Source organism: Cupriavidus sp. HPC(L), from assembly GCF_000307735.3.
Lineage (GTDB): Bacteria > Pseudomonadota > Gammaproteobacteria > Burkholderiales > Burkholderiaceae > Cupriavidus.
In genome coordinates, this window is sequence record NZ_AMPR02000429.1 from 1 (window position 1) to 21,980 (window position 21,980).

20 protein-coding genes and 1 pseudogene are annotated in these 21,980 nt (G+C 68.4%); 5 read left to right on the plus strand and 16 right to left on the minus strand.

Annotated features, from left to right (window positions below; all coding sequences use genetic code 11):
* Positions 1-258 precede the first annotated feature (258 nt).
* Together B551_RS20000 and B551_RS20005 are read left to right on the plus strand one after the other, a co-directional pair.
* Positions 259-1,038 carry a DUF899 domain-containing protein gene (locus B551_RS20000; protein WP_006577727.1) on the plus strand — a complete coding sequence of 260 codons (780 nt, stop codon included), beginning with the start codon at positions 259-261 and terminating at the stop codon, positions 1,036-1,038.
* Positions 1,016-1,846 (plus strand): DUF2182 domain-containing protein, encoded by an 831-nt coding sequence (locus B551_RS20005; protein ID WP_006577726.1) that lies wholly within the window; start codon positions 1,016-1,018, stop codon positions 1,844-1,846. The genes B551_RS20000 and B551_RS20005 overlap by 23 nt, the downstream gene beginning before the upstream one ends.
* A 46-nt stretch (positions 1,847-1,892) precedes the next feature.
* On the opposite strand, the gene B551_RS20010 is transcribed toward B551_RS20005, so the two are convergent.
* The 16 genes and pseudogenes from B551_RS20010 to B551_RS20085 form a co-directional block, all read right to left on the minus strand.
* Positions 1,893-2,846 carry a phosphatidate cytidylyltransferase gene (locus B551_RS20010; RefSeq protein WP_006577725.1) on the minus strand — a complete coding sequence of 318 codons (954 nt, stop codon included), beginning with the start codon at positions 2,844-2,846 and terminating at the stop codon, positions 1,893-1,895.
* Positions 2,847-2,852: 6 nt separating this feature from the next.
* Complete coding sequence (locus B551_RS20015; RefSeq protein ID WP_023264868.1) at positions 2,853-3,479, minus strand: 1-acyl-sn-glycerol-3-phosphate acyltransferase; 627 nt, start codon at positions 3,477-3,479, stop codon at positions 2,853-2,855.
* A gap of 4 nt (positions 3,480-3,483) precedes the next feature.
* Positions 3,484-3,948 (minus strand): hypothetical protein, encoded by a 465-nt coding sequence (locus B551_RS20020; RefSeq protein ID WP_023264869.1) that lies wholly within the window; start codon positions 3,946-3,948, stop codon positions 3,484-3,486.
* Positions 3,938-5,338 carry a phosphatase PAP2/dual specificity phosphatase family protein gene (locus B551_RS20025; protein ID WP_043441716.1) on the minus strand — a complete coding sequence of 467 codons (1,401 nt, stop codon included), beginning with the start codon at positions 5,336-5,338 and terminating at the stop codon, positions 3,938-3,940. The genes B551_RS20020 and B551_RS20025 overlap by 11 nt, the downstream gene beginning before the upstream one ends.
* Positions 5,335-7,098: a bifunctional alpha/beta hydrolase/class I SAM-dependent methyltransferase gene (locus tag B551_RS20030; RefSeq protein ID WP_006577432.1), complete on the minus strand. Its 1,764-nt coding sequence runs from the start codon at positions 7,096-7,098 to the stop codon at positions 5,335-5,337. The genes B551_RS20025 and B551_RS20030 overlap by 4 nt, the downstream gene beginning before the upstream one ends.
* 3 nt (positions 7,099-7,101) lie before the next feature.
* Positions 7,102-7,746: a CDP-alcohol phosphatidyltransferase family protein gene (locus B551_RS20035; RefSeq protein ID WP_043441734.1), complete on the minus strand. Its 645-nt coding sequence runs from the start codon at positions 7,744-7,746 to the stop codon at positions 7,102-7,104.
* 261 nt (positions 7,747-8,007) lie between these two features.
* Entirely contained in the window at positions 8,008-9,303 is a 1,296-nt protein-coding gene (locus B551_RS20040; RefSeq protein ID WP_006577434.1) for a glycosyltransferase family 4 protein, read from the minus strand.
* The gene (wecB, locus tag B551_RS20045; RefSeq protein ID WP_006577435.1) at positions 9,300-10,436 is read right to left on the minus strand and encodes a non-hydrolyzing UDP-N-acetylglucosamine 2-epimerase; all 1,137 of its coding nucleotides are present in this window, start codon (positions 10,434-10,436) and stop codon (positions 9,300-9,302) included. The genes B551_RS20040 and wecB overlap by 4 nt, the downstream gene beginning before the upstream one ends.
* Entirely contained in the window at positions 10,433-11,329 is an 897-nt protein-coding gene (locus tag B551_RS20050; protein ID WP_006577436.1) for an SDR family oxidoreductase, read from the minus strand. Before B551_RS20050 ends, wecB begins: the two co-directional genes overlap by 4 nt.
* A 2-nt stretch (positions 11,330-11,331) precedes the next feature.
* Positions 11,332-12,365, minus strand: a pseudogene (locus B551_RS20055) (polysaccharide biosynthesis protein).
* Positions 12,352-13,566 (minus strand): glycosyltransferase, encoded by a 1,215-nt coding sequence (locus tag B551_RS20060; protein WP_023264871.1) that lies wholly within the window; start codon positions 13,564-13,566, stop codon positions 12,352-12,354. The pseudogene B551_RS20055 and the gene B551_RS20060 overlap by 14 nt, the downstream one beginning before the upstream one ends.
* Entirely contained in the window at positions 13,563-14,510 is a 948-nt protein-coding gene (locus B551_RS20065; protein ID WP_006577438.1) for an NAD(P)-dependent oxidoreductase, read from the minus strand. The genes B551_RS20060 and B551_RS20065 overlap by 4 nt, the downstream gene beginning before the upstream one ends.
* Entirely contained in the window at positions 14,503-16,176 is a 1,674-nt protein-coding gene (locus B551_RS20070; RefSeq protein WP_157072047.1) for a hypothetical protein, read from the minus strand. The genes B551_RS20065 and B551_RS20070 overlap by 8 nt, the downstream gene beginning before the upstream one ends.
* Positions 16,177-16,187: 11 nt before the next feature.
* Complete coding sequence (locus B551_RS20075; RefSeq protein WP_006577042.1) at positions 16,188-17,117, minus strand: glycosyltransferase; 930 nt, start codon at positions 17,115-17,117, stop codon at positions 16,188-16,190.
* Entirely contained in the window at positions 17,114-18,475 is a 1,362-nt protein-coding gene (locus B551_RS20080) for a lipopolysaccharide biosynthesis protein (RefSeq protein WP_006577043.1), read from the minus strand. The genes B551_RS20075 and B551_RS20080 overlap by 4 nt, the downstream gene beginning before the upstream one ends.
* A gap of 139 nt (positions 18,476-18,614) precedes the next feature.
* Positions 18,615-19,028 carry a GFA family protein gene (locus tag B551_RS20085; RefSeq protein WP_006577044.1) on the minus strand — a complete coding sequence of 138 codons (414 nt, stop codon included), beginning with the start codon at positions 19,026-19,028 and terminating at the stop codon, positions 18,615-18,617.
* A 254-nt stretch (positions 19,029-19,282) separates the two neighbouring features.
* Here B551_RS20085 and B551_RS20090 point away from each other — a divergent pair, with 254 nt between their 5' ends.
* The 3 genes from B551_RS20090 to B551_RS20100 all read left to right on the plus strand — a co-directional run.
* Positions 19,283-19,624, plus strand: a complete 342-nt coding sequence (locus B551_RS20090; protein WP_006577045.1) for a helix-turn-helix domain-containing protein — start codon at positions 19,283-19,285, stop codon at positions 19,622-19,624.
* Between the two features lie 45 nt (positions 19,625-19,669).
* Positions 19,670-20,581 (plus strand): alpha/beta hydrolase, encoded by a 912-nt coding sequence (locus B551_RS20095; protein WP_172682480.1) that lies wholly within the window; start codon positions 19,670-19,672, stop codon positions 20,579-20,581.
* Positions 20,582-20,750: 169 nt separating this feature from the next.
* The coding region (locus tag B551_RS20100) for a serine hydrolase (protein WP_023264873.1) at positions 20,751-21,980 on the plus strand (1,230 nt) is incomplete at its 3' end.

Genomic DNA, 21,980 nt, shown 5'->3' on the forward strand with positions numbered 1-21,980 from the left:
AGCGCCGGCGCGTCGTCGCGCAGCGCGACGCAATTGAGCGCCCCGAGCGGGTCACCGGCGGCGAGCGCGCGGGCCGCTGCCGAGATCGTCGGGTCCATTCGAATCACGCCACACTTGTCACTCCCTCCCTGTCGAGGCCGGCGCCTAATCTAGCACGACGATCCACCGGCCCGGCTTGCCGCTGTGCATTGCACAACATCCGAAGACACGCATGACACCGCACCGCAGCCCGCGCCACGTCCACAAGGAGCAAACACGATGACCACCCATCCCACCGCCACCCGCGAACAGTGGCTGGCCGCCCGCCTGGAGCTGCTCGAGGCCGAGAAGGCGCTGACGCGGCGCAGCGACGAAATCGCCCGCCAACGCCAGGCGCTGCCCTGGCTGCGAATCGACAAAACCTACCGGTTCGATACCGACGACGGCCCCGCGACGCTGGCCGACCTGTTCCGCGGCCGCTCCCAGCTGCTGGTCTATCACTTCATGTTCGGGCCCGACTACAAGGCCGGCTGTCCGTCGTGCTCGTCGATCGCCGACGGCTTCAACGGCTTTGCCGTCCACCTCGCCAACCACGACGTCGCGCTGACCGCCGTATCGCGCGCGCCGCTTGCCAAGCTGCAGGCCTACAAGCAGCGCATGGGATGGACCTTCCCGTGGGCGTCGTCGCACGACAGCGACTTCAATGCCGACTTCAACGTGTCGTTCACCACCGCGCAGCAGCGCGACGGTGACATCGAATACAACTACCGCCGCGAGCCGGCCGTACGCGGATGGCGCCGCAACATGGAAGGCGGCGGCCAGGCGGCGGAAGACCGGATCGCCGCGATGTGCGGCACCGATACCGCTACCTTCCACCGCGACCGGCCAGGTCTGAGCGCCTTCGTGATGGAGGACGGCGTGGTCTATCACACCTACTCGGCGTATTCGCGCGGGCTGGACGGACTCTGGGGCATGTACCAGTGGCTGGATCGCGCGCCCAAGGGCCGCAACGAAACGGGTGTCTGGTGGCGCCGCCATGACGAGTACGACGATCGCTGAGCCGGGGAGCTGCTGTGCGCGCGCCGAGCCGACGTGCGGCGACGCCGGCCGTCGAGTCTTTGCCGGCGTCTGCGCCCTGCTGTTCGGGCTGTGCGCCGCGGCCACCGTGACGCTGCATGGCGCGATGTCTTCGATGGCGGCCACGCCGATGCCGGGCGGCCGGACGCTGTCGATGGCCTGGACGCCGATGTGCGGGCAGACCTGGGCAGGCGCCGCGGCCTCTTTCATCGGCATGTGGGCTCTGATGATGGTGGCGATGATGCTGCCGTCCATCGGGCCGGCGCTGTGGCGCTATCGCGTGGCCGCGGAGGGCACGGGGCGCGCCGCGCGACTCACGCTGATGGCCGCGGTGGCCTACTTCCTGGTTTGGTTGGCGCTCGGAGCGGTGGTGTTCGTCGTCGGCGCCGCGCTGGCTGCGCTTGCGATGCAGTGGCCGGAGCTGGCGCGCGCCATGCCGGCGCTTGCCGGCGTTGTTGTGCTCGTTGCAGGCGCGACGCAATTCACTGCCTGGAAATCCGGCTTGTTGGCCGGCTGCCGGCACGCGTTCCCTGCAGCGTCACGGCAAGACGCGCGCGCCGCCTGCAGGCATGGCCTTCGTCTCGGCCTGCACTGCATCCAGTGCTGCGCGGGCGCGACCGCGAGCCTGGCGGCGGTCGGCGTGATGGACCTCGCCGCCATGGCGGCCGCTACCGTGGCAATCACTGCCGAACGCCTGGCGCCGGCCGGCGAGCGGACCGCCAGGGCCATTGGCGCCGCCGGCATTGGCGCGGGGGCATGGCTGGCCGTGCGCGGCACGGGTCTGCTCTAGCGGTGAAGGCAAACGGCGATTGGCTAACGCGGCGGAGCGACCGCCATCACGGCACCCACCAATACCGCGTGATATGGAAGAACACCGGCGCGGCAAACACCACCGAGTCCAGCCGGTCGAGCATGCCGCCGTGGCCCTGGATCATCTGGCCCCAGTCCTTGATGCCGCGGTCGCGCTTGATCGCCGACATCACCAGCCCGCCGAGAAATCCCATCAGCGCGATGACCAGCGCGATCGCGCCGGCCTGCCATGGCGCGAACGGCGTGATCCACCATAGCGCGGCACCGAGCGCGGTCGCGCTGGCGACGCCACCGACGAAGCCCTCTACCGTCTTGGACGGCGACAGCAGCGGCGCGATCTTGCGCTTGCCGCACAGCTTGCCCCAGACGTACTGCAGCACGTCGCTGCCCTGCACCACGATCACCAGGAACGCGATCAGCAGCAGGTTGCGGCCCTCGAAGCCGGGAATCGGCAGCGTCAGCAGCGCCGGCACATGCGAGATGCAGAACACGCAGATCATCACGGCCCACTGCACGCCAGCGCAGCGTTCGAGAAAACGCGTGGTCTCGGCCGACAGCGCGGCCAGGATCGGCAGCAGCAGGAAGGCGTAGACCGGAATCAGGATCGAGAACATGCCGTACCAGTCGACATAGACCAGCACGTATTGCAGCGGCAGGAACAGGAAAAAGGCGGCGACGATCGCGCGATGGTCGCCGCGCCGCGTCGTCGTAATGGTGACGAACTCGCGCAGCGCGAAGAACGACAGCAGGTAGAACAGCACGATCACCGCGGTGCGGCCCAGCGCGAAGGCCACGCCCATCACGCCGATCATCCACCACCAGGCCCAGACCCGCTGCGCGAGGTTGTCGATCACCGGATGCGCGCCGCCGCCGGCGATCCGCCAACGCAGCAGCAGCGTCACCGTCGAGGCAAGCAGCAGCACAGCAAGCAGGCCACCGAACAACAGCCAGGTCTCGTGGTTCCAATGCAGGGTCGGCATGGCAAATTAATCCAGTACGGGAGCGAGCGCGAGCAGGCCGTCGCGGCATCGGGCGAGGAAGCTGTCCTTGTCGTCGTCCGGGACCAGCAGCACCGGCTGACCGAACGTCACCGTGCACAGCAGCGGCACCGGTACGATCTCGCCCTTGGGCATCACGCGGTTCAGGTTGTCGATCCACACGGGCACGAACTCCACCGACGGGCAGGCGCGCGCCAGATGGAAGATGCCGCTCTTGAACGGCAGCAGCCTGGCCTCGGTCGTATTGCGCGTGCCCTCGGGAAACAGGATCAGCGAATCGCCGCCTTCGAGCGCGCCGCGCATCAGCGCGACCGGATCGCTGCCCGGGTCGCTGCGGGTGCGGTCGATCAGCAGCGCACGAAAGACATCGCGCCCGATGAAGCGCCGCAGCGCCGAGCGGTCCCAGTAATCGGCGCCGGCCACGGGCCGTGTGCGCGGCCGCAGCTCCGGCGGCAGACAGCCCCAGATCAGCACGAAGTCCCCGTGGCTGCTGTGATTGGCGAAGTAGACGCGCTGCACCGCCGCCGGCACGCAGCCCTGCCAGTTGGCGCGCATGCCGGTCAGCAGGCGGGCGAAGACGATGATGGCGCGCGCGGTCACGCGGGCAATCCACATGGCGTTATCCCAGGATCGATGTGAGGAAGGTCAAGACAAACTGGATCACGGCCAGCGCGCCGCACAGCCGCACCAGCCGCAGCGCACCACGGGCGCGGTCGGTCATCGTCCGGCCCTGGCGGCCTGGCGCGATCCAGCCGAGCTGCAGCAGTGCCGCATCCAGGCCCGCCAGATCGGCCGCGCCGTGGCGGCTCGCGTAGGCCGCCAGCGCCTCGAACAGCCGGCGGTCGATCGCCACGCGCAGCAGCAGCCAGAGCTGGGCCAGCGCGAGCAGCACCGGCATGCCCGCGAGCCAGCCGGGCAAATCGTTGGCAACGAGCAGCCAGACGGTCGCAAGGCCGAACGCCAGCCCTGCACCCGCCATCCAGATGGCGCCGGACAGCGCACCGGCAACGGCATGCGCGGTCCAGGCGTCGATGTTGGCTTCGACGTTTGCGCCGGCGCCCTTCTGCATCGAATCAGGCGGCATGGTCGATCTCCGTTGCCCGGGCCTGCACGAGCCACCGCCGCAGCGCGTCGGCATGGGCGTCGCCGAGCACGACCGCAGGACGGTGGGTACGCAGATGGGCAAGCGCCGCGTCGACGGCCGCCGCGGCATCGGGCGAACCTTGGCGACGCGCGAGCCACGCGGTCACCACCATCGCGCTGCGCGAATAGCCGAGCGCGCAACTGACCAATACGTGCCTGCCCGCCGCGTGCCACGCGTCGAGCTGGGCTACCGCCTGATCGAGCTGCGCGGCGGTGGGCACGGTCAGGTCCAGCATCGGCACGCAACGATAGGCGAGCGCGTCGTCGCCGACCGCGCGCGGCAGTTCCGCGCTGAGGTCGAGCACGGCATCGGCGGCACACGCGCGCAGGTCCGCCCGCGTGGGGAAACGCCCTACCCGAATGCCGTCCGCGATGACGCTTGCCTGCGGGTCCCGCCGCGTCCACCAACGCGAATTGAGAAAGGCGCTCAGCAGATAGGGTGCCAGCACCCAGCGCGCGGCGATCGCCATGGTGCCGTCGCTGTCCTTCTGGAACCAGGCCGGCGCCGCCAGCGCATAGATGCGGGCGACACAGGCGAGCGCCAGCGCGCCCCACAGCAGCAACAGCGCCAGCGTGACCGAGGTGCCCAGCGCCAGCAGCGCGCACAGCAGCGTCACCACCGCCCCGAGCGCGTAGCGGCGCGCGAGCCGGCGCGTGGCCACATCCGCCGCACTCGGTGCGATCGCTGGCAGGCGCAGCGGAAACAGGTAGACGCACAGCCAGCCAACCAGCGCGCCGGTAGGCACGTCAACCAGATGGTGCTGCCAGGTCGTCAGCACCGAGACGCCGATCAGCGCGAACCAGCCATGCAGCAGCCAGCGCCAGCGCCTCGGCAGATGCGCGGCAAACGCGACCCACAGAATGATCAGCAGGCTGATATGCAGCGACGGCGCCTGATTGAAGGGCAGGTCGAAACCACCAAGCAGCGTGAACAGCTGCCCCGGCAGACCGTCCGCCTCGGGACGGGTGAAGGCAAAGCGCAGCGGGAAAACGATAAAGCAGGCAACCGAGATCAATTGCGCCGCGACCAGGCGCTTGACGTGCGTCAGCAGCCCGGCGCGCGTGCGCCACAGGAAAAACGAGATGCCGTACAGCAGGTCGATCGACCAGTACGGCACGATGGTCCACGGCACGAACGGGATGCCGCGTTCCCAGCCGAAGTAGAACGACGGCACGTGCGCGCGCTGGCTGGCAAGCCAGTTGGCGAAACCATAGCTCGAGAAGAACAGCGCGCCGGCCAGCGCCAGCAGCACGCAGGCCAGGCCCCAGGGGCGGGCCTCCCTCGGAGCAGGCTGCGTCCCAGACTGCGTGTCGGCAGGCAAGGCGCTCATGCGTCGCGCCTGCGCGCCAGGCTGACGGTAAAGATGCCCCAGCGGTCGATCCGCTGCGTCACCTTGTCGAAACCAGCGGTGCGCACCAGTTCGTCCATCTCGGCCTGCGAGCGGCGCCGCATCACCCACGCCGCGCCGGCGCGGTGGCTGGTCAGCGCGCGGGCGATGAACTCGAGCTGCGGATGCCAGGGCTGGCCCGTGTAGACCAGATAGCCGCCCGGCGGCACCGCACGCGCCAAGCCATCGAGCGAGCGGCGGATCATTGCGTTGTCGGGGAACAGCTCGTACAGGCCGGAGACGACGGCCAAGGTCGGCGCCGGCGACAGCGCGGCCAGATCGTCGCCATCGAACGCATCGCCCTGCTCGAAGCGGGCGATGCCGGCCAACCCCTTGGCCGCGATCAGCGCCCTGCCCTGCTCGACGTTCAGCGCGCTGTAGTCGCGCAGCAGGATCGATTCGACTGCGGTGCGATCGAGCTTCTCCAGCGCCTCGAGCACGTAGCGCCCGTGGCCGGCCGCGATATCGACGATCCGCACCGGCATGCCGGCCGCTTGCAGCCGGCGCACTGCCTCGGCAATCAGTTCCTCGGCGTGAACCTTGCGCTGACGGATGCCGCGCCAGCCGATCGCCTCGAGGTACTGGCGGTCGGCCATCCGGCCCAGCGCGCCGCGGCCCGCTGGCGTGTTGCGATAGACGTAGTCGAGCGTCGAGCCCGAATCGAAGCCGGTCTGGTGCCCGAGGCGCACGCCGTCGGACAGCAGCCCTCCGAGCTTGAGGTTGACGCGCGCCGCGCGCCAATACCACGCCGCCAGGCCCGTCGGCGCCGAGGCGAGCCGGTCCGATTCCTCGCGGAACGGGCCGATCTGGTCGGCATCGAGCAGCGAGCGCGGCGCCGACGGCGCGTCGAATTCGCGCACGATGAAGCGCCGCGCCGCATCGACCGCGCGTTGGCGGTCGCGCTCGCCCAGCGTGTCGTGATAGAAGCCATCGAGCACGATGCGCTCCTTGGTCCGGCTGCCCAGTCGCTCGTAGAAGCGGTCCTGCGGGCCGCGATGGACCACCCAGTCAGCGCCGGAGATCAGCAGCTGCGTCGGCACGGTGATCGCCGCGGCGTCGGCGACGATCCGTTCGGCGGTCTCGTACAGATCGAGCAGGATATTGACCGCGATTGGCCGCGTGATCAGCGGATCGTTGTCATAGCTGGCAATGCGCTCCGGATCGTGAGTCAGGAACTTTGCCTTGACATAGCTGTTGACGAAGAACTTGCCGCGCAGCCGGTGCATCAGTTTCAGGCCCGGGCGCGCGAACGGCACATACAGCTTGACCTTGAACGCGGGCGAGGCCAGCACCAGCGCACGGATCGGCGGCGCGTAGTCGTGGACCCAGGTTGCCGCCAGCACCGCGCCGACGCTTTGCGCCACCACCGCCATCCGCTGCAGCGGGATACCGTGGTTGGCGCCGATATGCTCGGTAAAGGTCTGGATATCGCGCACGGAGTCGGCCAGGCTCGGGCTATAGCCGCGCTCGCCCGGCGAGCGCCCATGGCCGCGGGCGTCCCAGGCAAAGATGTCGTAGCCCGGCAGATTCAGTTCGTCGGCAAGGTGGGCGACGCGGCCGGAATGTTCGTGACCGCGATGGAACAGCACCACCGCGCCGCGCGGCTGCCCCTCCACCGCCGGCCAATGCCGATAGAACAGCGCCTGGCCGTCGTGGGTCTGAAATTGCAATTCCTGCGGCTGGCGTGACGACAGTCGGTCCATGCCTTACTCCGCGGTCTGGGCTTGGGATTGGGCATGGGCCTGCGCTTCGGCAACGCCGCGCCGCACCCGGTTGACGATGGTCAGCACCGACAGCAGCGACAGCAGCAGCCACAGCCACGGCCCGGCCGCGCCGAAGCCCAGGCCGACGCCGGCCCACAGCGCGATCGCGCCAACCACCAGCGCGCGGTCGCTCTTGCCGAAGGGGCCGTCGTAGCGGCGGCTGGCACCGGCCAGCGGGCCGATCAGCCCGGCCGCCTCGACGATCACCGCCAGCAGCGCGAACGGCCCGACCTGAGCCAGATTGAAGTCCGGCAGCGCGGCCAGCGGCAGGATCAGCGCGACATCGGAGACGATGTCGCCCAGCTCGTTCAGATAGGCGCCCAGCGCGCTCTTCTGGCCATGCTCGCGCGCCAGCATGCCGTCGATCGCATTGAGCGCCATCCGCGCGAACAGCCATAGCGGAAACAGCAGGAACAGCGCCGACGTCTCGGCCACCAGCGCGCCGATCGCGGCCAGCGCACCAACGGCCAGCGAGCCGGCCGCGGCGACGAGCGTCACCTGATTGGCGGTCGCGCCGCGCTCGGCCAGATCCTGGACCAGCGGCCGCAGCCATGCCTGAAATCTGGGCTTGAGTTCGTAGAGCGTCATTGCGCCGGCCTCCCGCATAGCTTGCGCCGGAAGCGGCATGGCGATGCGCCAGGCTGAGCCGGGACCAGGCGCTGCGCGGCCGGTGCACCGGGACCCCCTTCCGGATTTATTGGTATTGGTATCTGGTCTTGGCTCGACGCCGGGCATGCGCGTGGCGGCAGGCTGGCGTCAAGGCCGAGACATTACCAGAACTGGGGTCGGCGGTGAATTCGACGGTGTTTAAATCACCGGCCTCGCCGCCCACCTCGTTCCATTGATCGACTACTGCGCCACCACGCCGCAGTCCTCCTTCTCCTCGGCCTCCTCGCCCGCGCTCTCGCCGTGCGCGTCCTGCATGGGCTCGCTGCGCAGCCAGCCCTCCAGCTTGTCGACGACGCGCGCAAAGCTGAACTGGCTGTCGTAGTAACGCCTGGCCGATTCGCCCATGGCGTGGCGGGTCCGCGCCGGCAACGCGCGCAGCCTGCGTACCGCGGCGAGCAGCGCTGCGCTGTCGCCGGCCGCGCAGGTCACGCCCGCGCCAGCATCCTCGACCACGCGGGCGCCCTCGCCATCCAGCATGGCGACGATGGGCACGCCCGTGGCCAGATAGGACTGCACCTTGCTGGGCACCGTCATTGCGAACAGCGGATCCGGTTTGAGCGTTACCAGCAGCGCATCGGCCTGCTGATAGAAGCGCGGCAATTGGTCAGGCGAGACCAGGCCATGAAATCGGACCCGGGCGCCAAGCCCGCGGCGCGCGACCTCGTCGGCCATCCAGCTGGCCGCGCTGCCCGCCCCGACGAAGTGCCAGCGCGTGCCGTCGTCCCCCGCCGCCTGGACGGCGTCGAGCACGGCGGCAAAACCCTGGGCATGGCCAAGATTGCCGAGGTAATAGATATCGAAGCCGTCCTTGCCGCCTTCTGCCGCCATCGGCCGGGCCGCGGTGCCGTCGTCCGCGCGGCCATCGCCCCAGTTCGGCAGATAGCTGACGCGCGAGCGGCCTCCGACACGCGCGTTCAGCAACGGGATATACGCGCGGGACTGCGAAAACACGTGGTCGCAGCGCCGATAGACCCATGCCATGAAGCCGGCGATCGGCGCAAGCAGCCGCGGTGACCGCACCGCGCCGACCGCGCTGATCGATTCGGGCCACAGATCCTGCACCCACAGCATCAGGCTGGCCCGTTTCAGGCGGCTGAGCACGACGCCGGGCAGCCCGACCGTGCCCGGCGATGGCTGGCAGACGAACACATGGTCGAAGCGCCGGCCGCGCAGCTTCCACGGGCCGAGCACGCTGGCGCTCAGCGCGAAGCTCAGGTAGTTCAGCGCCAGCCGCCGATAGCCGGTACCACGCGCCATCATCGGTACGCGCACGATATCGACGCCGTCCAGCGCGGAGAAGTCCGCCGGCGCCTGGCGATACGATGGGAATACCGCGCCCTGCGGGTAGTTCGGCACGCCCGTCAGCACGGTTACCGCATGCCCGCGCCGCGCAAGCTCGACCGCCAGCTCGTTGAAGCGGAAGTTCTCCGGCCAGAAATACTGGCTCAGGATCAGGACCCGGCTGCCGGCTGTCATGCGCTGTCCTTGCGCCATACCACGCGGTCGACGTAGTCGGTATAGCTGTGCAGGATGCGCAGGACCTTTTCCGAGACGTTGTCCGCGCCGTAGTCGGCGACCATCTTCAATTGCCGTTGCTCGCCACGGCCCTGCGCGTCGAGAATCGCCAGGCCCTGGCGAATGCGCTCCGGGTTGAGGCCGACCATCATTACCGCGCCCTCCTCCATGCCTTCGGGCCGTTCGTGGGCCTCGCGCAGGTTCAGCGCCGGAAAGTTCAGCAGCGACGATTCCTCGGTAATGGTGCCGCTGTCCGACAGCACCGCACGGGCCTCGCACTGCAGCCGCACGTAGTCGAGAAAGCCCAGCGGCTTGAGCAGCCGCACGTTGGCCGGAAAATCCAGCCCAAGCGCGTCGATGCGCTTGCGGGTACGGGGATGCGTCGACACGATGACCGGCATGCCGCTGTCGCGGGCGAGGTCGGCCAGCACCTGCGCGAGCCGGCGCAGCCGCTCCGGCGTGTCCACGTTCTCCTCGCGGTGCGCGCTGACCACGTAGAAGCGCCGCGGCTGCAACGCCAGCGTATCGAGCACGGTGGAGGCTTCGATTCCGGGCCGATAGTGGTCCAGCACCTCGCGCAGCGGGCTGCCGGTCTTGATCACGCGATCGGGCGGCAAGCCCTCGCGCAGCAGGTACTCGCGCGCGATGTCGCTGTAGGTCAGGTTGATATCGGCAATATGGTCGACGATGCGGCGGTTGATCTCTTCCGGCACGCGCTCGTCGAAGCTGCGGTTGCCAGCCTCCATATGGAAGACCGGCACCTTGCGCCGCTTGGCGGCGATTGCGCCCAGGCTGCTGTTGGTATCGCCGAGGATCAGCAGGGCATCGGGCCGTTGGCTGGCCAGCACCGCATCGGTCCGGGCGATGACCTCGCCAATCGTCGCCGCCGGAGACTCGCGCGCGGCATCGAGAAAATGGTCCGGCCGGCGGACCTGCAGCTGCTCGAAGAACACTTCGTTCAGTTCGAAGTCGTAGTTCTGGCCGGTATGCACCAGGCAATGGTCGCAGTGCCGGTCCAGCAGCGCGATGATGCGCGACAGACGAATGATTTCCGGCCGCGTACCGAGCAGGGTCATCACCTTCAGTCGTTTCATGACGCGTCTCCCTGGCTGCGCCGCCCGGGCGCATAGGCTTGCAGATAGTCGGCGTGCATCGCGTCGATCAGCGCCTCCCACGCAGGCGGGGCATAGTCGAGCGCGGCGCGCAGCCGGCTCGAATCGAGCGAACGGTCGATGGCCGGCTGCATCTCGCGGTGAATGTCGATGTCGTGGCGATATTGGCGGGCGACCAGCCGCAACAGCCGGTCCTTGTCGATCGGCGCGGCGCTCAGGTGGTAGAGACCGGCCAGTTCGCGCCGCGGCAGAATGCGTTCGCGCAGCACGCGGGCGATTTCCACGGTCGGCAGCCCGGAAAACACGGCGCCGCCGTAGCCGGTCACCGCCCCGCGCTGGCCAAGAAACCAGTCGACCAGGCTGATGCCGCGTGCCAGCTCGTGGCCGATCAGCGAGGTACGCAGCGTCAGATGGCCGCCGTAGTCGACCTCGCCGAGCCGCTTGGTGCGGCCGTAGAGGTCGTCGGCATCGGCCGGATCGGTTTCGCGGTAGCTGCCTTTCCGGCCGGAGAACACGCAATCGGTGGACACATGGATCAGCCGCGCACCGGCCGCCGTGCAGGCGCGCGCCAACCGATGTGGCAGGCCCGCGTTCAACGCAATCGCCGCCAGCGGATCCTGCGCCTGCTCGCGCTGCTTGATCAGGCCGACGCAATTGATCAGGGCATCCGGCTTGACGAGGCGAACCAGGGCATCGACGGCCGCTTCGTCCAGCGCATCGATGCCAATATGCAGGCGCCCACGTGCCGGCAACGGATAGTTGCCGGGCAGCGGCGTCCGCAGCGAACCATGCACCTCGATGTCACTATCCGCCGCGAGATGCCGGTAGAGGGTATAGCCGAGCATGCCGCCGGCGCCAAACACGAGCACGCGCATCGTCAGTACTCCACCTGGCTGTACTGGCCTTCGAGCGCCGCGCGCACGAAGGGCAGGCGCCGCAGCAGCGCCTTGGTCTGCTGCAGGTCCAGCTGCTCGGTGTTGTCCGAGCTGTAGTCGGCCGACGCCGAGATCGCGGTCTCGCCCTGCTCGAAAAACTTGGCGTAGTTCAGGTCGCGATTGTCCGGCGGCACACGGTAGTAGCTGCCCAGGTCCTCGGCCAGCGCCATCTCCTCGCGGCTGAGCAGCGCCTCGCTGCGCTTCTCGCCGTGGCGCGTGCCGATGATCCGCACCGGGTGGTCCGGCACATCGAACAGTTCGCACAGGGCCTTGGCCAGCGTCGCGATCGTCGTCGCCGGCGACTTCTGCACGTAGATGTCGCCATTGCGGCCATGCTTGAACGCGAACATCACCAGTTCGACCGCGTCCTCCAGGCTCATCATGAAGCGTGTCATGCGCGGATCGGTCAGCGTCAACGGCCGGCGCTCCAGGATCTGCTCGACGAACAGCGGAATCACCGAGCCGCGCGATGCCATCACGTTGCCGTAGCGCGTGATGCAGACGCTGGTGCGCTGCTCGTCGAGCTGGCGCGCCTTGGCCTGCGCCACCTTTTCCATCAGCGCCTTGCTCATGCCCATCGCGCTGACCGGATAGACCGCCTTGTCGGTGCTCAGGCAGATCACGCGCGAACCCCGCAAGACTGCGCGGCGCCGAGCACCTGTTCCGTGCCGACGATATTGGTCTTGACCGCCTCCATCGGATGGAACTCGCACGAGGGCACCTGCTTGAGCGCCGCGGCATGGAACACATAGTCGACGCCCTGGAATGCCGCCAGCAGGCTCTGCTGGTCGCGCACATCGCCCAGATGGAATTTCAGCTTCGGGCTGGCGTAGCGCAGCCGCATGTCGTTCTGCTTCTTCTCGTCGCGGCTGAAGATGCGGATTTCGCGCAGATCGCTGTCGAGAAACCGCTCCAGCACGGCATTCCCGAAGGAGCCGGTGCCGCCGGTGATGAGCAGGCATTTATCGCTGAACATGGGGATCGGGATGGTCGGTGGTGGAAGGAGCCGCGTTGGCGGAAGGGGCCGCGTTGGCGGGTGTGCCGGCGTCGATCAGTTGCCGATGCAGCGCCCACGCCTGTCGGGCCAGATGCGCCCAGGTATAACGCTCGAGCACAAGCCGCTGCAGCGCCGCGCCCATCGCCTGCCGCTGCGCCGGGGGGAGATCCAGCATCCGCTCGAGCCCGGCGGCCAGTCCCTCGGCCGTAGCCGGCACGATGTGCCCGCCGCCGGCCGGCTCCAGCGCATCGAAGCCGCACTGGTCGGTGATCAGCGCCGGCGTGCCCAGCAGGCCGGCTTCGAGCACGACCAGCGACATCGCTTCCTGGCGCGACGGCACCACCAGCAGGTCGGCGGCGGCGAGCAGGTCCAGCTTGTGCTGGCCCTCGACATTGCCGATCAGCTGCACGCGCCCCTGCAGGCCGAGCCGTTCGATCTGCGCCAGCAGCGCGGCACGCTCGCCAGCGTCGCGGCCCGCCAGCAGCAGCCGCGCATCGGGATGGGCCGTTGCGACCCGGCTCCATGCCTCGATCAGCAGATCCGGACCCTTGATCAGCGCCAGCCGGCCGAGAAACAGCACCAGCGGTGCCGTGCCGATGCCATGGCGGTCGCGCGCACGCTGCGGCCGCAGATCGTCGCACGGCTCGGCATCGACGCCGTTGGGCAGCACGACGATGCGCGAATCGGGCACGCCGTAGGCATGGAAGTGGGCGCGCTCCTGCTCGGTGACCGCCACGCAGCAACTGGCGCCCAGCACCAGCCGTTTGCCGACGATCGCGTTGTACAGCGTCTTGATCGCCTTCGAGCGCCCGAAGATCGGCAACGATCCGGCCGGACAGTAGACGTACGGCCGGCCGTGCCGCAGGGCCATCCATCCGCTCAGCGCGCCCAGCCAGCTCCAGTGCCCGTGGATATGGACGACATCGGCCTGCCGCACGCGGCGCGCGATGCTGCCCGGCCAGACCCACGGCACGATGAAGCGCCGGCTCGGCGTCGGCACCAGCGTGCAGTCGATGCCGGCGAGCTCGCGCAGCCGCTGCGGGCCGAGTCCGATGCGCGTCGCCAGCAGCGACACCTGGGCACCGGCCTGCTTCATCGCACGGCCGAGCCGAAAGGTCCGTTCGGCGGTCCCGCCGCCCATCGACGGGTCGATCGCATCGCAGACAAACAGCACCTTCATCGTGCCCGCTCCGCGCCGCGGTCGGCGGCAAAGCCCCTGGCAAAGGCGGCCAGGGCTGCGTCCAGCGAATGGCGGTCGGCCAATCCATATGCCACCAGCCTGGCGTCGGAAAACCGCTGGCGCGGATCGCACAGCGAGCGGCCCAGCATGCGCAAGGCGAAGCGCAGCAGCCACGTCGGCGCGGCCGGTGTGTTACCCGCGAGCGGCTTGCCGAGCAGCTGTCCGAGACGGGAGTCGATGGCCTGGTAGCGATTGAGCGGATCGTCATCCGCGCTGACCACAAAGGTCGCACCGGCGAGCGGCCGTGGATCGCCTGCCAGCATCCTCAGCGCCGCGACGACGCGCTCGACCGGGACGAGATGCATCTGCCTGTGGCCATGAATGACGCGCAGCGCGTGCCGTTTCCACGCCGGACCGTGCGCGATCAGCGACGCAAGCTTGCGCAGATTGGCCGAGCCTTCGCCGACGATCGCGGTCGGCCGGATGATTCCCAGATCCACCGCCGGGCCGAGACGCTCGGCTAGCAGCCGCTCGGCCAGCCCCTTGCGACGCTCGTATTCGGTGCGCGGCCGGCATAGGGTGTGCTCGTCGATCCGCAAGGCATTGCAGCGCCCGACGACGACGGCGGTGCTGACATGCAGCACGCGGGAGACTCCTGCCTGTCGCGCCGCTTCGGCAAGGTGGCGGATCGCGTCCGCGTGGGCGCCCTCGTCCGGCGCGTCGGCCGGATTGACCAGATTGATCAGCACGGCGGCACCATGGACAAAGCCGCGCAGGCTCGCCGCATCCCGCAGGTCGCCGCGAAATTGCGTGTGGCCGTCGTGCGGACCGCCCCGGCTCAATGTGCGCAGCACCGTGCCGGACTCGCCCTGCAGCGCGCGCACCAGATGGCGGCCGAGAAAGCCGCTGGCGCCCGTCACGCACACCACCCGCGGCTCATGCATGTTGCGCCACCGTCCGCGGCTCGCCGCGGCCGATATGGCCGAGCAGCCAGAAGCCGATCAGCGACAGCCCGGTCAGCACGGCGAATACCAGGGCCAGATACGGAAAACTCATCTGGCACACCGCATTGGCCAGCAGCAGGCCGACCCATGCAGTCAGCAGACGGCTGCCGGTCGCACGCAACGCCAGGCCGTCGAGCCAGCAGATCAGCGCGCAGACCGCGAACATGCCGAGACAGACCACCAGCAGCGAGCCGCTGTAGTACAGCACGGTCGCGAAGCCCGGCAGCGTCAGATAGGTGAAGTCCGGCTGATAGGCGTAGACCGAATGCGCGAGGCGCTGGAAAACCGCATGGACGCCGCGCGCCGGGTCTTCGGTCAGACCCTCGCGCAACAGCGGCAGGCCGAGCCGGTCGCTGGACGCCACGGCCATCATGCCTTCCATGCCGATCCAGCGGTCGATCGTCAGCAGCATGACCTGGCGCAGCATATTGCTCGGCGTCATCTGCAGCCGCTGTTGCGCAACTGGGGCAACGGCGATGGCGGGCGCCGAGCCGCCCGTTGAAGCGGCGCTTGCCGATGCGGGCAGTACATACTGCGTAGCCGCTGCCGGAGCCGGCGATGCATTGACCGCCGGCGCGGAGATCGCGTTGGCCGGCGCGTTGGCCGGCGCGTTGGAAGTCGCGTCGGGTGCCGCGCCGGCGTCGATGGCAGGCTGCGCGGGCGACGTCGCGGCGGCAGGCGCGTTCGGATCGGCCACCTTGTACAACGTCAGCCGGATCGCCGAGACCGCCACCAGGCTCGCGGCGAACGCGGCGGCCATCACCGGCAGCCATTTCCACCCGCCCTCGCGCCACCAGCGCGAGGGCGCGATCCGGCCGTGAGCGAGGCTGGCCATCGCCAACGCGCCGAATACGAACAGTGCGCTGGCCCGGCTGGACATCGATGCCGACATCACGACCCCCAGCACGCTCAGTGCGATCACGAGCGGCCACAAGCGATTGGAGCGACGCTGCTGTTCCCAGTCGGCCAGCAGCATCACCAGCGCGGCGATGCCGCAATACGCGGTCCAGGCAAAGATCGCATTGAGCTTGAACGGCAGCACGATGCGCGCGTTGACGCCTGTCACGAAGAACGCGTAGTGATAGTTGGCCAGGTAGAACAGCCCCACCGCCACCGTCAGGCCGGCCCAGGTCCACCCCGGCGCGCGCCGGTACCAGGCCGGCACGGCCAGGCTCGGCATGGACAGCGGCAGCACCGCCTGCCCGGCCCGGTGGCGCAGCCAGCCGAGCTGCACCGCACGGAACAGCGCGACGCCGACCGCCGCCGCCGTCGCCGCCGCCAGCGCGCGGTCCCACTGTTCGGGGCGCTGGGCGAAGTCGCCAATCGGCTCGATATAGGGATAGCGGAACCACTGGTGCGCGACGAACTTCGCCCAGAAGCCGAGGAACAGGAAGATCGCCAGGAAGCTGTAGGCGTCGACGCGCGGCCGACGCGGCAGCAGCGCGAGCATCGCCGCGAACGCCAGGTGAAACGCGGTCAGTACCCATGGACTGCCGGGGTGACCGACATAGGTACCCGCGGCGACCGCGAGCCAGAGGAGAACCAGCGCGCGCCCACCCCACCGAAGCGCCGGGCGCGATTGTCCGGTCCGATCCGTTGCCGTCATGCCCGCCGCCTTCATGCCCTCACCTGCTGTCCTCGGCGCGCACGCCAATAATGTAGTGCCCTGCCAAGCAAGCCGTTCGTCAGCAGCCGCCACGTCCGCGCGCGCAGCAGCACGCCAGGGTGCGCCGCCAGCGCCCGCATTCCGCAGCCCAGCGCCTGACCGAAGCGCCAGGCGCGCAGATGGCCGCGGCTCATCAGGATCGCGGCGTTGGCCTGCGCCTGCCGCCGCGCCGCCCGATACGCCGGCGGAACATCGTCGCGGGCAAAAAAGCCGGCAATCACCCTGCCATGCTCGCCAACGCGAGCGGCATCGGCGAGCGCAAATGTCTGCGATTGTTCGTGGACACGGAAGCTGGCCAGCCGCTGGGCAACATGGACGCCCTCGCCGCACAGCCCGATCCGCAGCAGAAACTCGTAGTCGGGAATTTGCCGCAGCGATGGGTCCCAGCCGCCGACACGCGCAAAGGCCTCCCGGCGGAACAGCATGCCGGGGCCGGGCGGACAGACCCCTTCGAGCAGCACCGCGGCATAGTCGAAGTCCGGCGCGCTGACCTCGCGGAATCGCCGCGAATCGGCGTCGATCAGCCAATAGTCGGGATAGGCCAGCACCGCCTGCGGCCGCGATTCGAGCGCCTGCACCACCTGTGCGACGGCGTCGGGCTCGAGCGTGTCATCCGCGCTGAGGTAGCCGAGCACGGTGCCCGAGGCCAGCGCCCAGCCACGATTGAGCGTGGCGGCCTGGCCCTGGTTCGGCTGCGTGAACACACGGCAGCGGCCGGCATGGCGCTGGATCCGCGCCCACGAATCGTCGGTGGAGCCGTCATCGATGACGATGATTTCGAGGTCCGGATAGCGCTGCGCCAGCAGCGAGTCCAGCGTCTCGGCGATATAGCGTCCGGCGTTGTACACCGGCACGACCAGGCTCACGCGCGGCGGCGTCATCGCAATTGCCTCAGCGTCGCGAGCGGTTGCAGCAACCCACGCCAGCTGGCATGCGTCCACAGGCCGCGCGTCTGCCGCACCCGCAGCCACATCGCCAGGCTCTGCAGCGCGAGGCCGATGGCCGAGGCCCAGGCCACGCCCAGCGCGCCGTGGCTGCGAACCGCGGCAAGGCCCAGCCCGATCGTCAATGCACCGGCGGCGATCGTGATCCACATCATGTCCCGCTGCCGTCCCGTCATCATCAGCGTGTAAGCGGCCGAGCCGCACAGGACATTGACGAGCTGGCCCAGCGACAGCACCAGCATCAGCGGCGCCGCGGCCCGATAGGCATCGCCGAACAGCAGGCTCAGCAGCGGCTCCCCGCAGCCCGCGAAGACCAGCACCGCCAGCGCGGCGGGCAGCGCGGCCAGCGAGGCGACATCACGCAACAGGCGCTGCAACTCGGCATGGCGCGCCAGCGCATGGCGAGCCGAAATCACCGGCATCAGCGCGGCATTGAGCACCGTCAGCGGCAAGGTCAGCAGCACGGTCATCCGAACGGCGGTGCCATACAGCGCGACGCCGGCGCTGTCGCCGGCGCCCTGCAGGATCCAGACATCGGCCTGCAGCAGGACCAGCAGGGTCAACTGTGTCACCCACAGCGGAGCGCTGGTCTGCCACAACCGCCGGGCATCGCGTTCGATGGACGTTCCCAAGGGCTCGCGGGCGCGCCACAGGCAGACCGCGGCAACGGTTGCGCCGGCGAGCGTGGCCGCGGCGATGGCGACCACGACCGTGTCAAGCGAAGCCGGCACCAACCAGCCGAATGCGGTCAGCAGCAATACCGACAGCACGGCGCTTGCCGCGCCGGAGAACAGCGAGGCGAGAAACAGGTTCTGCAGGCCGCGAAAGATCTCTGCCAGCAAGGTCTGCAAGGCGCTCGCGGCGATCCACAGCCATAGCGCGATCCACGGCAGGCGGCCGTCGTAGGCCAGCCAATCGACCAGCAGCAGCCGTATCGGCGGCACGGCCATGACGATGGCGGTCAGGACCGCCGCCGCCGCGACGAACCGGATCGACAGATCGATCACGCCCAGCGTGCGTGCCGGACGCCGCTGCGCCTCGGCTTCCGCAATCAGCCTGACGACGCTGAAATTGAGTCCACCGCCCAGCACGACCGCGGCGACCGAAACCACGCTGAGCAACAGGAAATAGCGCCCGGCATCGGGCTGGGATAATTGCCGGGTAATCAGCATCGCCACAATCAGGCCGGAGAATGCGGCCAGGGCGCGAAACCCGAACGACCAGATACTGCCCAGGACAATGCCGCTGGCGGCGGAATCGTCCGATGAGCAGGATTGGGGCTGGGGCGCGGGCATGGCTTCGCATCATACCGAAAACCCTTTGCCGGACTAATAACCCGAACGCGGCAAATTCGAAACGAAGCGAAGAAAAATTGCCCGAATCAGGGAAAACCCGCGGTGATGCCGCGGAGTTCATTTGCGGATCGCCGTGTTTTTATGCCGGGCGGGGTTCGATAATGTCTTGCAGACAAAGCCACCGATGCTTGCGCTCCGCCCAATGCAGCAATTGCGGCGGCGGGAAATCCCGATCCTCCAGGCATCCCGCCGATACCGAAATGGCGTCCTTCAATGCCTCCGCCCGCATCAGCACCACCGATCCGCACGTGGTGCAGAATTCCTGTTCCAGCCATTGTCCCGATGTCCCGGTACGGCGCCACGTCCGGGTTTCGCCTTTTCGGCTGACAATCGCCGATTCGGCATAGATGGCCCGGTAGGAAAAAGCCGAGCCGGTGCAGCGCTGGCACTCCAGGCAACTGCATGCGTAGACGCGGCGCGGTTCGCCGGCGAGCACCAGTTCGACGCCACGGCACGAACACGCCGCGGTTCGCTTGCGATCTTCAGCCCGCATTGCCGCACTCCGCAATGTCATGCCGAAACCAATGGCACGGGTTCACTAAAATGGCAACGACGGCTGCGCCCATCGGGCCAGCACCGCGCGGCTGAGAATTCGATGTCATGCAACAGTTCTCCGGCGGTCGCAGATCGAGATTGCGGCCGCCTGATGAGTTGTGGAAGGGAGAATCGATGATATCGATTCGCCTTTGCCCGTGGAAGAACGCACCTTGAGGTAAGTACCCCGATTCCGGGGATGGAGTTTTTGCAATGAGGAACAAGGAACCGGACAGCTGCGGCTTTGCCTCTGCGCTGCAGGCAATCGGCGGCAAATGGAAAACATCGGTGCTTTGGGAATTGCATCTGCGCCCGCATCGATTCGCGGAATTGCGCCGGCTATTGCCAGGCGTCAGCGAAAAAGTCCTGGCGCAGCAATTGCGGCAGATGGAGATGGACGGACTGATCCATCGCCATGATTACGACGAGGTGCCGCCGCGCGTCGAGTATTCGATCACGCCGCTGGGCCTGAGCCTCAATGATGCGGTAACGGCGATGTCCGCCTGGGGCAAACGGCACGAGGCCTGGAAGGCCGCGCAGCAGGCAGCGGCCTGAGCCAACGGAGGCCTGAGCGGAATGGAGCGAAACGCAGCGATGTCCATGGTGCAGAAGACCGCAACGCGCTTCGAGGTCGATGGCGTCGATTGCATCGGCTATGTCTATCGCCGCGCGCCGCGCGAGCCGTTGCCCGCCTGCATCGTGATGGCGCACGGCTTTGGCGGAACGCAACAGGGCTCGCTGGCCAGCACCGCGGAAGACTTTGCCGGCGCCGGCTTTGTCGTGCTGACCTTCGACTACCGCTATTTCGGCGAGAGCGCCGGCACGCCGCGTCAATTGATCTCGATCGCCGCGCAGAAGGCGGACTGGCATGCGGCGATCCGGCATGCGCGCACGCTGGCGGGCGTCGATCCCGAACGAATCGCGTTGTGGGGCAGCTCGCTGAGCGGCGGCCATGTGGTCGAGGTAGCAGCCGAAGATTCGCGGATCGCCGCGGTGGTCGCGCAGGTGCCGTTCAACGGCTTTCCGCGCAAGGTCGAAGGCAGGACCTCGGCCGAGACCCGGCAATTGCTGCGGGCCATGCTGAAGGACTGGTGGCATGGCCGAACCGGCCGGCCGCCGCACTACGTCCCGGCGGTCGCGCCGCGGGGCCAGCTTGCGGTGATGGCCTTCGACGAGGCGAACGCGGTGATCCGCTCGATGCGCAACGACAGCTGGCGCAACGAGATCACGCCGCGCGTGCTGCTCGACATGATGCTGTGGTACCGGCCGGGGCGCCGCGCGCACCGCGTCAACGCGCCGTTGCTGGTCTGTCTGGCCGAGCGCGATGCGCAAACGCCCTCGCACCTCGGCCGCCGGATCGCGGATCGGGCACCGCTCGGCGAATTGCGGCGCTATCCCTGTGCGCATTTCGATTTCTACAAGGAGGCGGTCCGCCGCCTCGTTGTCGCGGATCAGATCGCCTTCTTGCGTACCCATCTTGCCTGGCCAGAAAGGCAAGCAGCATTCGCCTGAACGCGGCGCCACACTGCGCTCGCGGCATCCCGTCCGGCACATCCGGCCTTGTCGCGCCGTCGGCCCCGTTCCCGTCCTCGACATTCGCCGCCGCAGCTTCTACTGTCCAGCAAGACAGGAGCGCTGCGCGCGCATCGGCCTGCCCGAATAACACGAAGGGGAACCCGCCATGACGACCTTGCATTCGCGCCGCTCGTTTCTCGTCGCCACGTTGGGGTCCGCCCTCGCCGCCTGCGGTGGCGACGACGACGATCCCCCGCCACCCTCGGGTCCGCCGTCGCCGGTGCCGGAGGCCCGGATCACCGAGGCCATCGCCAGCCTCGACAAGCTGGTGACCGACCAGATGTCGCGCACCGGCGTGCCCGGTGTGGCCACCGCGGTGGCGCGCCGCGATCAAGCCGGCAGTCGAATCGTTTATGCCAGAGGATTCGGCAAGCGGGCCGTCGACGAGACCGCGCCCGTTGACGCCGATACCGTGTTCCAGCTCGCCTCGATGTCGAAATCGATCGGCGCCATGGTCGTCGCGCATCAGGTCGGAATCGGACGCGTACGGTGGGACACGCGGGTGCAATCGCAGTTGCCGTGGTTTGCCTTGTCCGATGCCGAAGTGAATCCGGTGTTGACCGTGGCGGACCTGTACTCGCATCGCTCGGGTCTGCCCGACCATGCCGGGGACCGCCTCGAGGACATGGGGTACGACCGCCGCCAGGTGCTGGAGCGGCTGCGGTTCCTGCCGCTGCATCCGTTTCGCGCGTCGTACCAGTACACCAATTTCGGGCTGACCGCCGCCGCCGAAGCGGTCGCAACCGCAGCGGCGACGGACTGGGCCACGCTATCGGAGCAGACCCTCTATCGACCGCTCGGCATGACGCGAACCAGCTCTCGCCACGCCGATTATGTGGCCCGCGACAATCGGGCGGTCGGCCACGTACGGGAGAACGGCGTGTGGGTACGGGGCCCGGTGCGCGATGCCGATGCGCAATCGCCGGCCGGCGGCGTCAGCGCCTCGGTCAACGATGTCGCGCGCTGGCTGATCATGATGCTCGGCGAGGGCATGTTCGAAGGCAGGCGCATCGTCGACGCTGGTGCGCTGAGGGAAGCGATCGCCCCGCATAATCAGTCGACGCCGCCGGCAGGCGGACGTCCGGCCGGCTTCTACGGCTATGGCTTCAATGTCGGCACCAATCCCGCTGGCCGCCCGATGTACAACCACTCGGGCGCGTTCGCGCTCGGCGCCGCCACGGCCTTTCTCGCGGTGCCATCGCTCGGCCTGGCGATCGTCACGCTGACCAACGGCTATCCGATCGGCGTGCCCGAGACGATCAACAACCAGTTCTTCGATCTGGTCGATCACGGCGCGATCCAGCAGGACTGGGCCACGATCATCGAGGAGGCGCTG

What these genes read in the sequence shown, in the direction of transcription:
- B551_RS20000 (WP_006577727.1), top strand. Translation starts at nt 259, where the DNA reads ATGACCACCCATCCCACCGCCACCCGCGAACAGTGGCTGGCCGCCCGC.
- B551_RS20005 (WP_006577726.1), top strand. Translation starts at nt 1,016, where the DNA reads ATGACGAGTACGACGATCGCTGAGCCGGGGAGCTGCTGTGCGCGCGCC.
- B551_RS20010 (WP_006577725.1), bottom strand. Translation starts at nt 2,846, where the DNA reads ATGCCGACCCTGCATTGGAACCACGAGACCTGGCTGTTGTTCGGTGGC.
- B551_RS20015 (WP_023264868.1), bottom strand. Translation starts at nt 3,479, where the DNA reads ATGTGGATTGCCCGCGTGACCGCGCGCGCCATCATCGTCTTCGCCCGC.
- B551_RS20020 (WP_023264869.1), bottom strand. Translation starts at nt 3,948, where the DNA reads ATGCCGCCTGATTCGATGCAGAAGGGCGCCGGCGCAAACGTCGAAGCC.
- B551_RS20025 (WP_043441716.1), bottom strand. Translation starts at nt 5,338, where the DNA reads ATGAGCGCCTTGCCTGCCGACACGCAGTCTGGGACGCAGCCTGCTCCG.
- B551_RS20030 (WP_006577432.1), bottom strand. Translation starts at nt 7,098, where the DNA reads ATGGACCGACTGTCGTCACGCCAGCCGCAGGAATTGCAATTTCAGACC.
- B551_RS20035 (WP_043441734.1), bottom strand. Translation starts at nt 7,746, where the DNA reads ATGACGCTCTACGAACTCAAGCCCAGATTTCAGGCATGGCTGCGGCCG.
- B551_RS20040 (WP_006577434.1), bottom strand. Translation starts at nt 9,303, where the DNA reads ATGACAGCCGGCAGCCGGGTCCTGATCCTGAGCCAGTATTTCTGGCCG.
- wecB (WP_006577435.1), bottom strand. Translation starts at nt 10,436, where the DNA reads ATGAAACGACTGAAGGTGATGACCCTGCTCGGTACGCGGCCGGAAATC.
- B551_RS20050 (WP_006577436.1), bottom strand. Translation starts at nt 11,329, where the DNA reads ATGCGCGTGCTCGTGTTTGGCGCCGGCGGCATGCTCGGCTATACCCTC.
- B551_RS20060 (WP_023264871.1), bottom strand. Translation starts at nt 13,566, where the DNA reads ATGAAGGTGCTGTTTGTCTGCGATGCGATCGACCCGTCGATGGGCGGC.
- B551_RS20065 (WP_006577438.1), bottom strand. Translation starts at nt 14,510, where the DNA reads ATGCATGAGCCGCGGGTGGTGTGCGTGACGGGCGCCAGCGGCTTTCTC.
- B551_RS20070 (WP_157072047.1), bottom strand. Translation starts at nt 16,176, where the DNA reads ATGACGGCAACGGATCGGACCGGACAATCGCGCCCGGCGCTTCGGTGG.
- B551_RS20075 (WP_006577042.1), bottom strand. Translation starts at nt 17,117, where the DNA reads ATGACGCCGCCGCGCGTGAGCCTGGTCGTGCCGGTGTACAACGCCGGA.
- B551_RS20080 (WP_006577043.1), bottom strand. Translation starts at nt 18,475, where the DNA reads ATGCCCGCGCCCCAGCCCCAATCCTGCTCATCGGACGATTCCGCCGCC.
- B551_RS20085 (WP_006577044.1), bottom strand. Translation starts at nt 19,028, where the DNA reads ATGCGGGCTGAAGATCGCAAGCGAACCGCGGCGTGTTCGTGCCGTGGC.
- B551_RS20090 (WP_006577045.1), top strand. Translation starts at nt 19,283, where the DNA reads ATGAGGAACAAGGAACCGGACAGCTGCGGCTTTGCCTCTGCGCTGCAG.
- B551_RS20095 (WP_172682480.1), top strand. Translation starts at nt 19,670, where the DNA reads ATGGTGCAGAAGACCGCAACGCGCTTCGAGGTCGATGGCGTCGATTGC.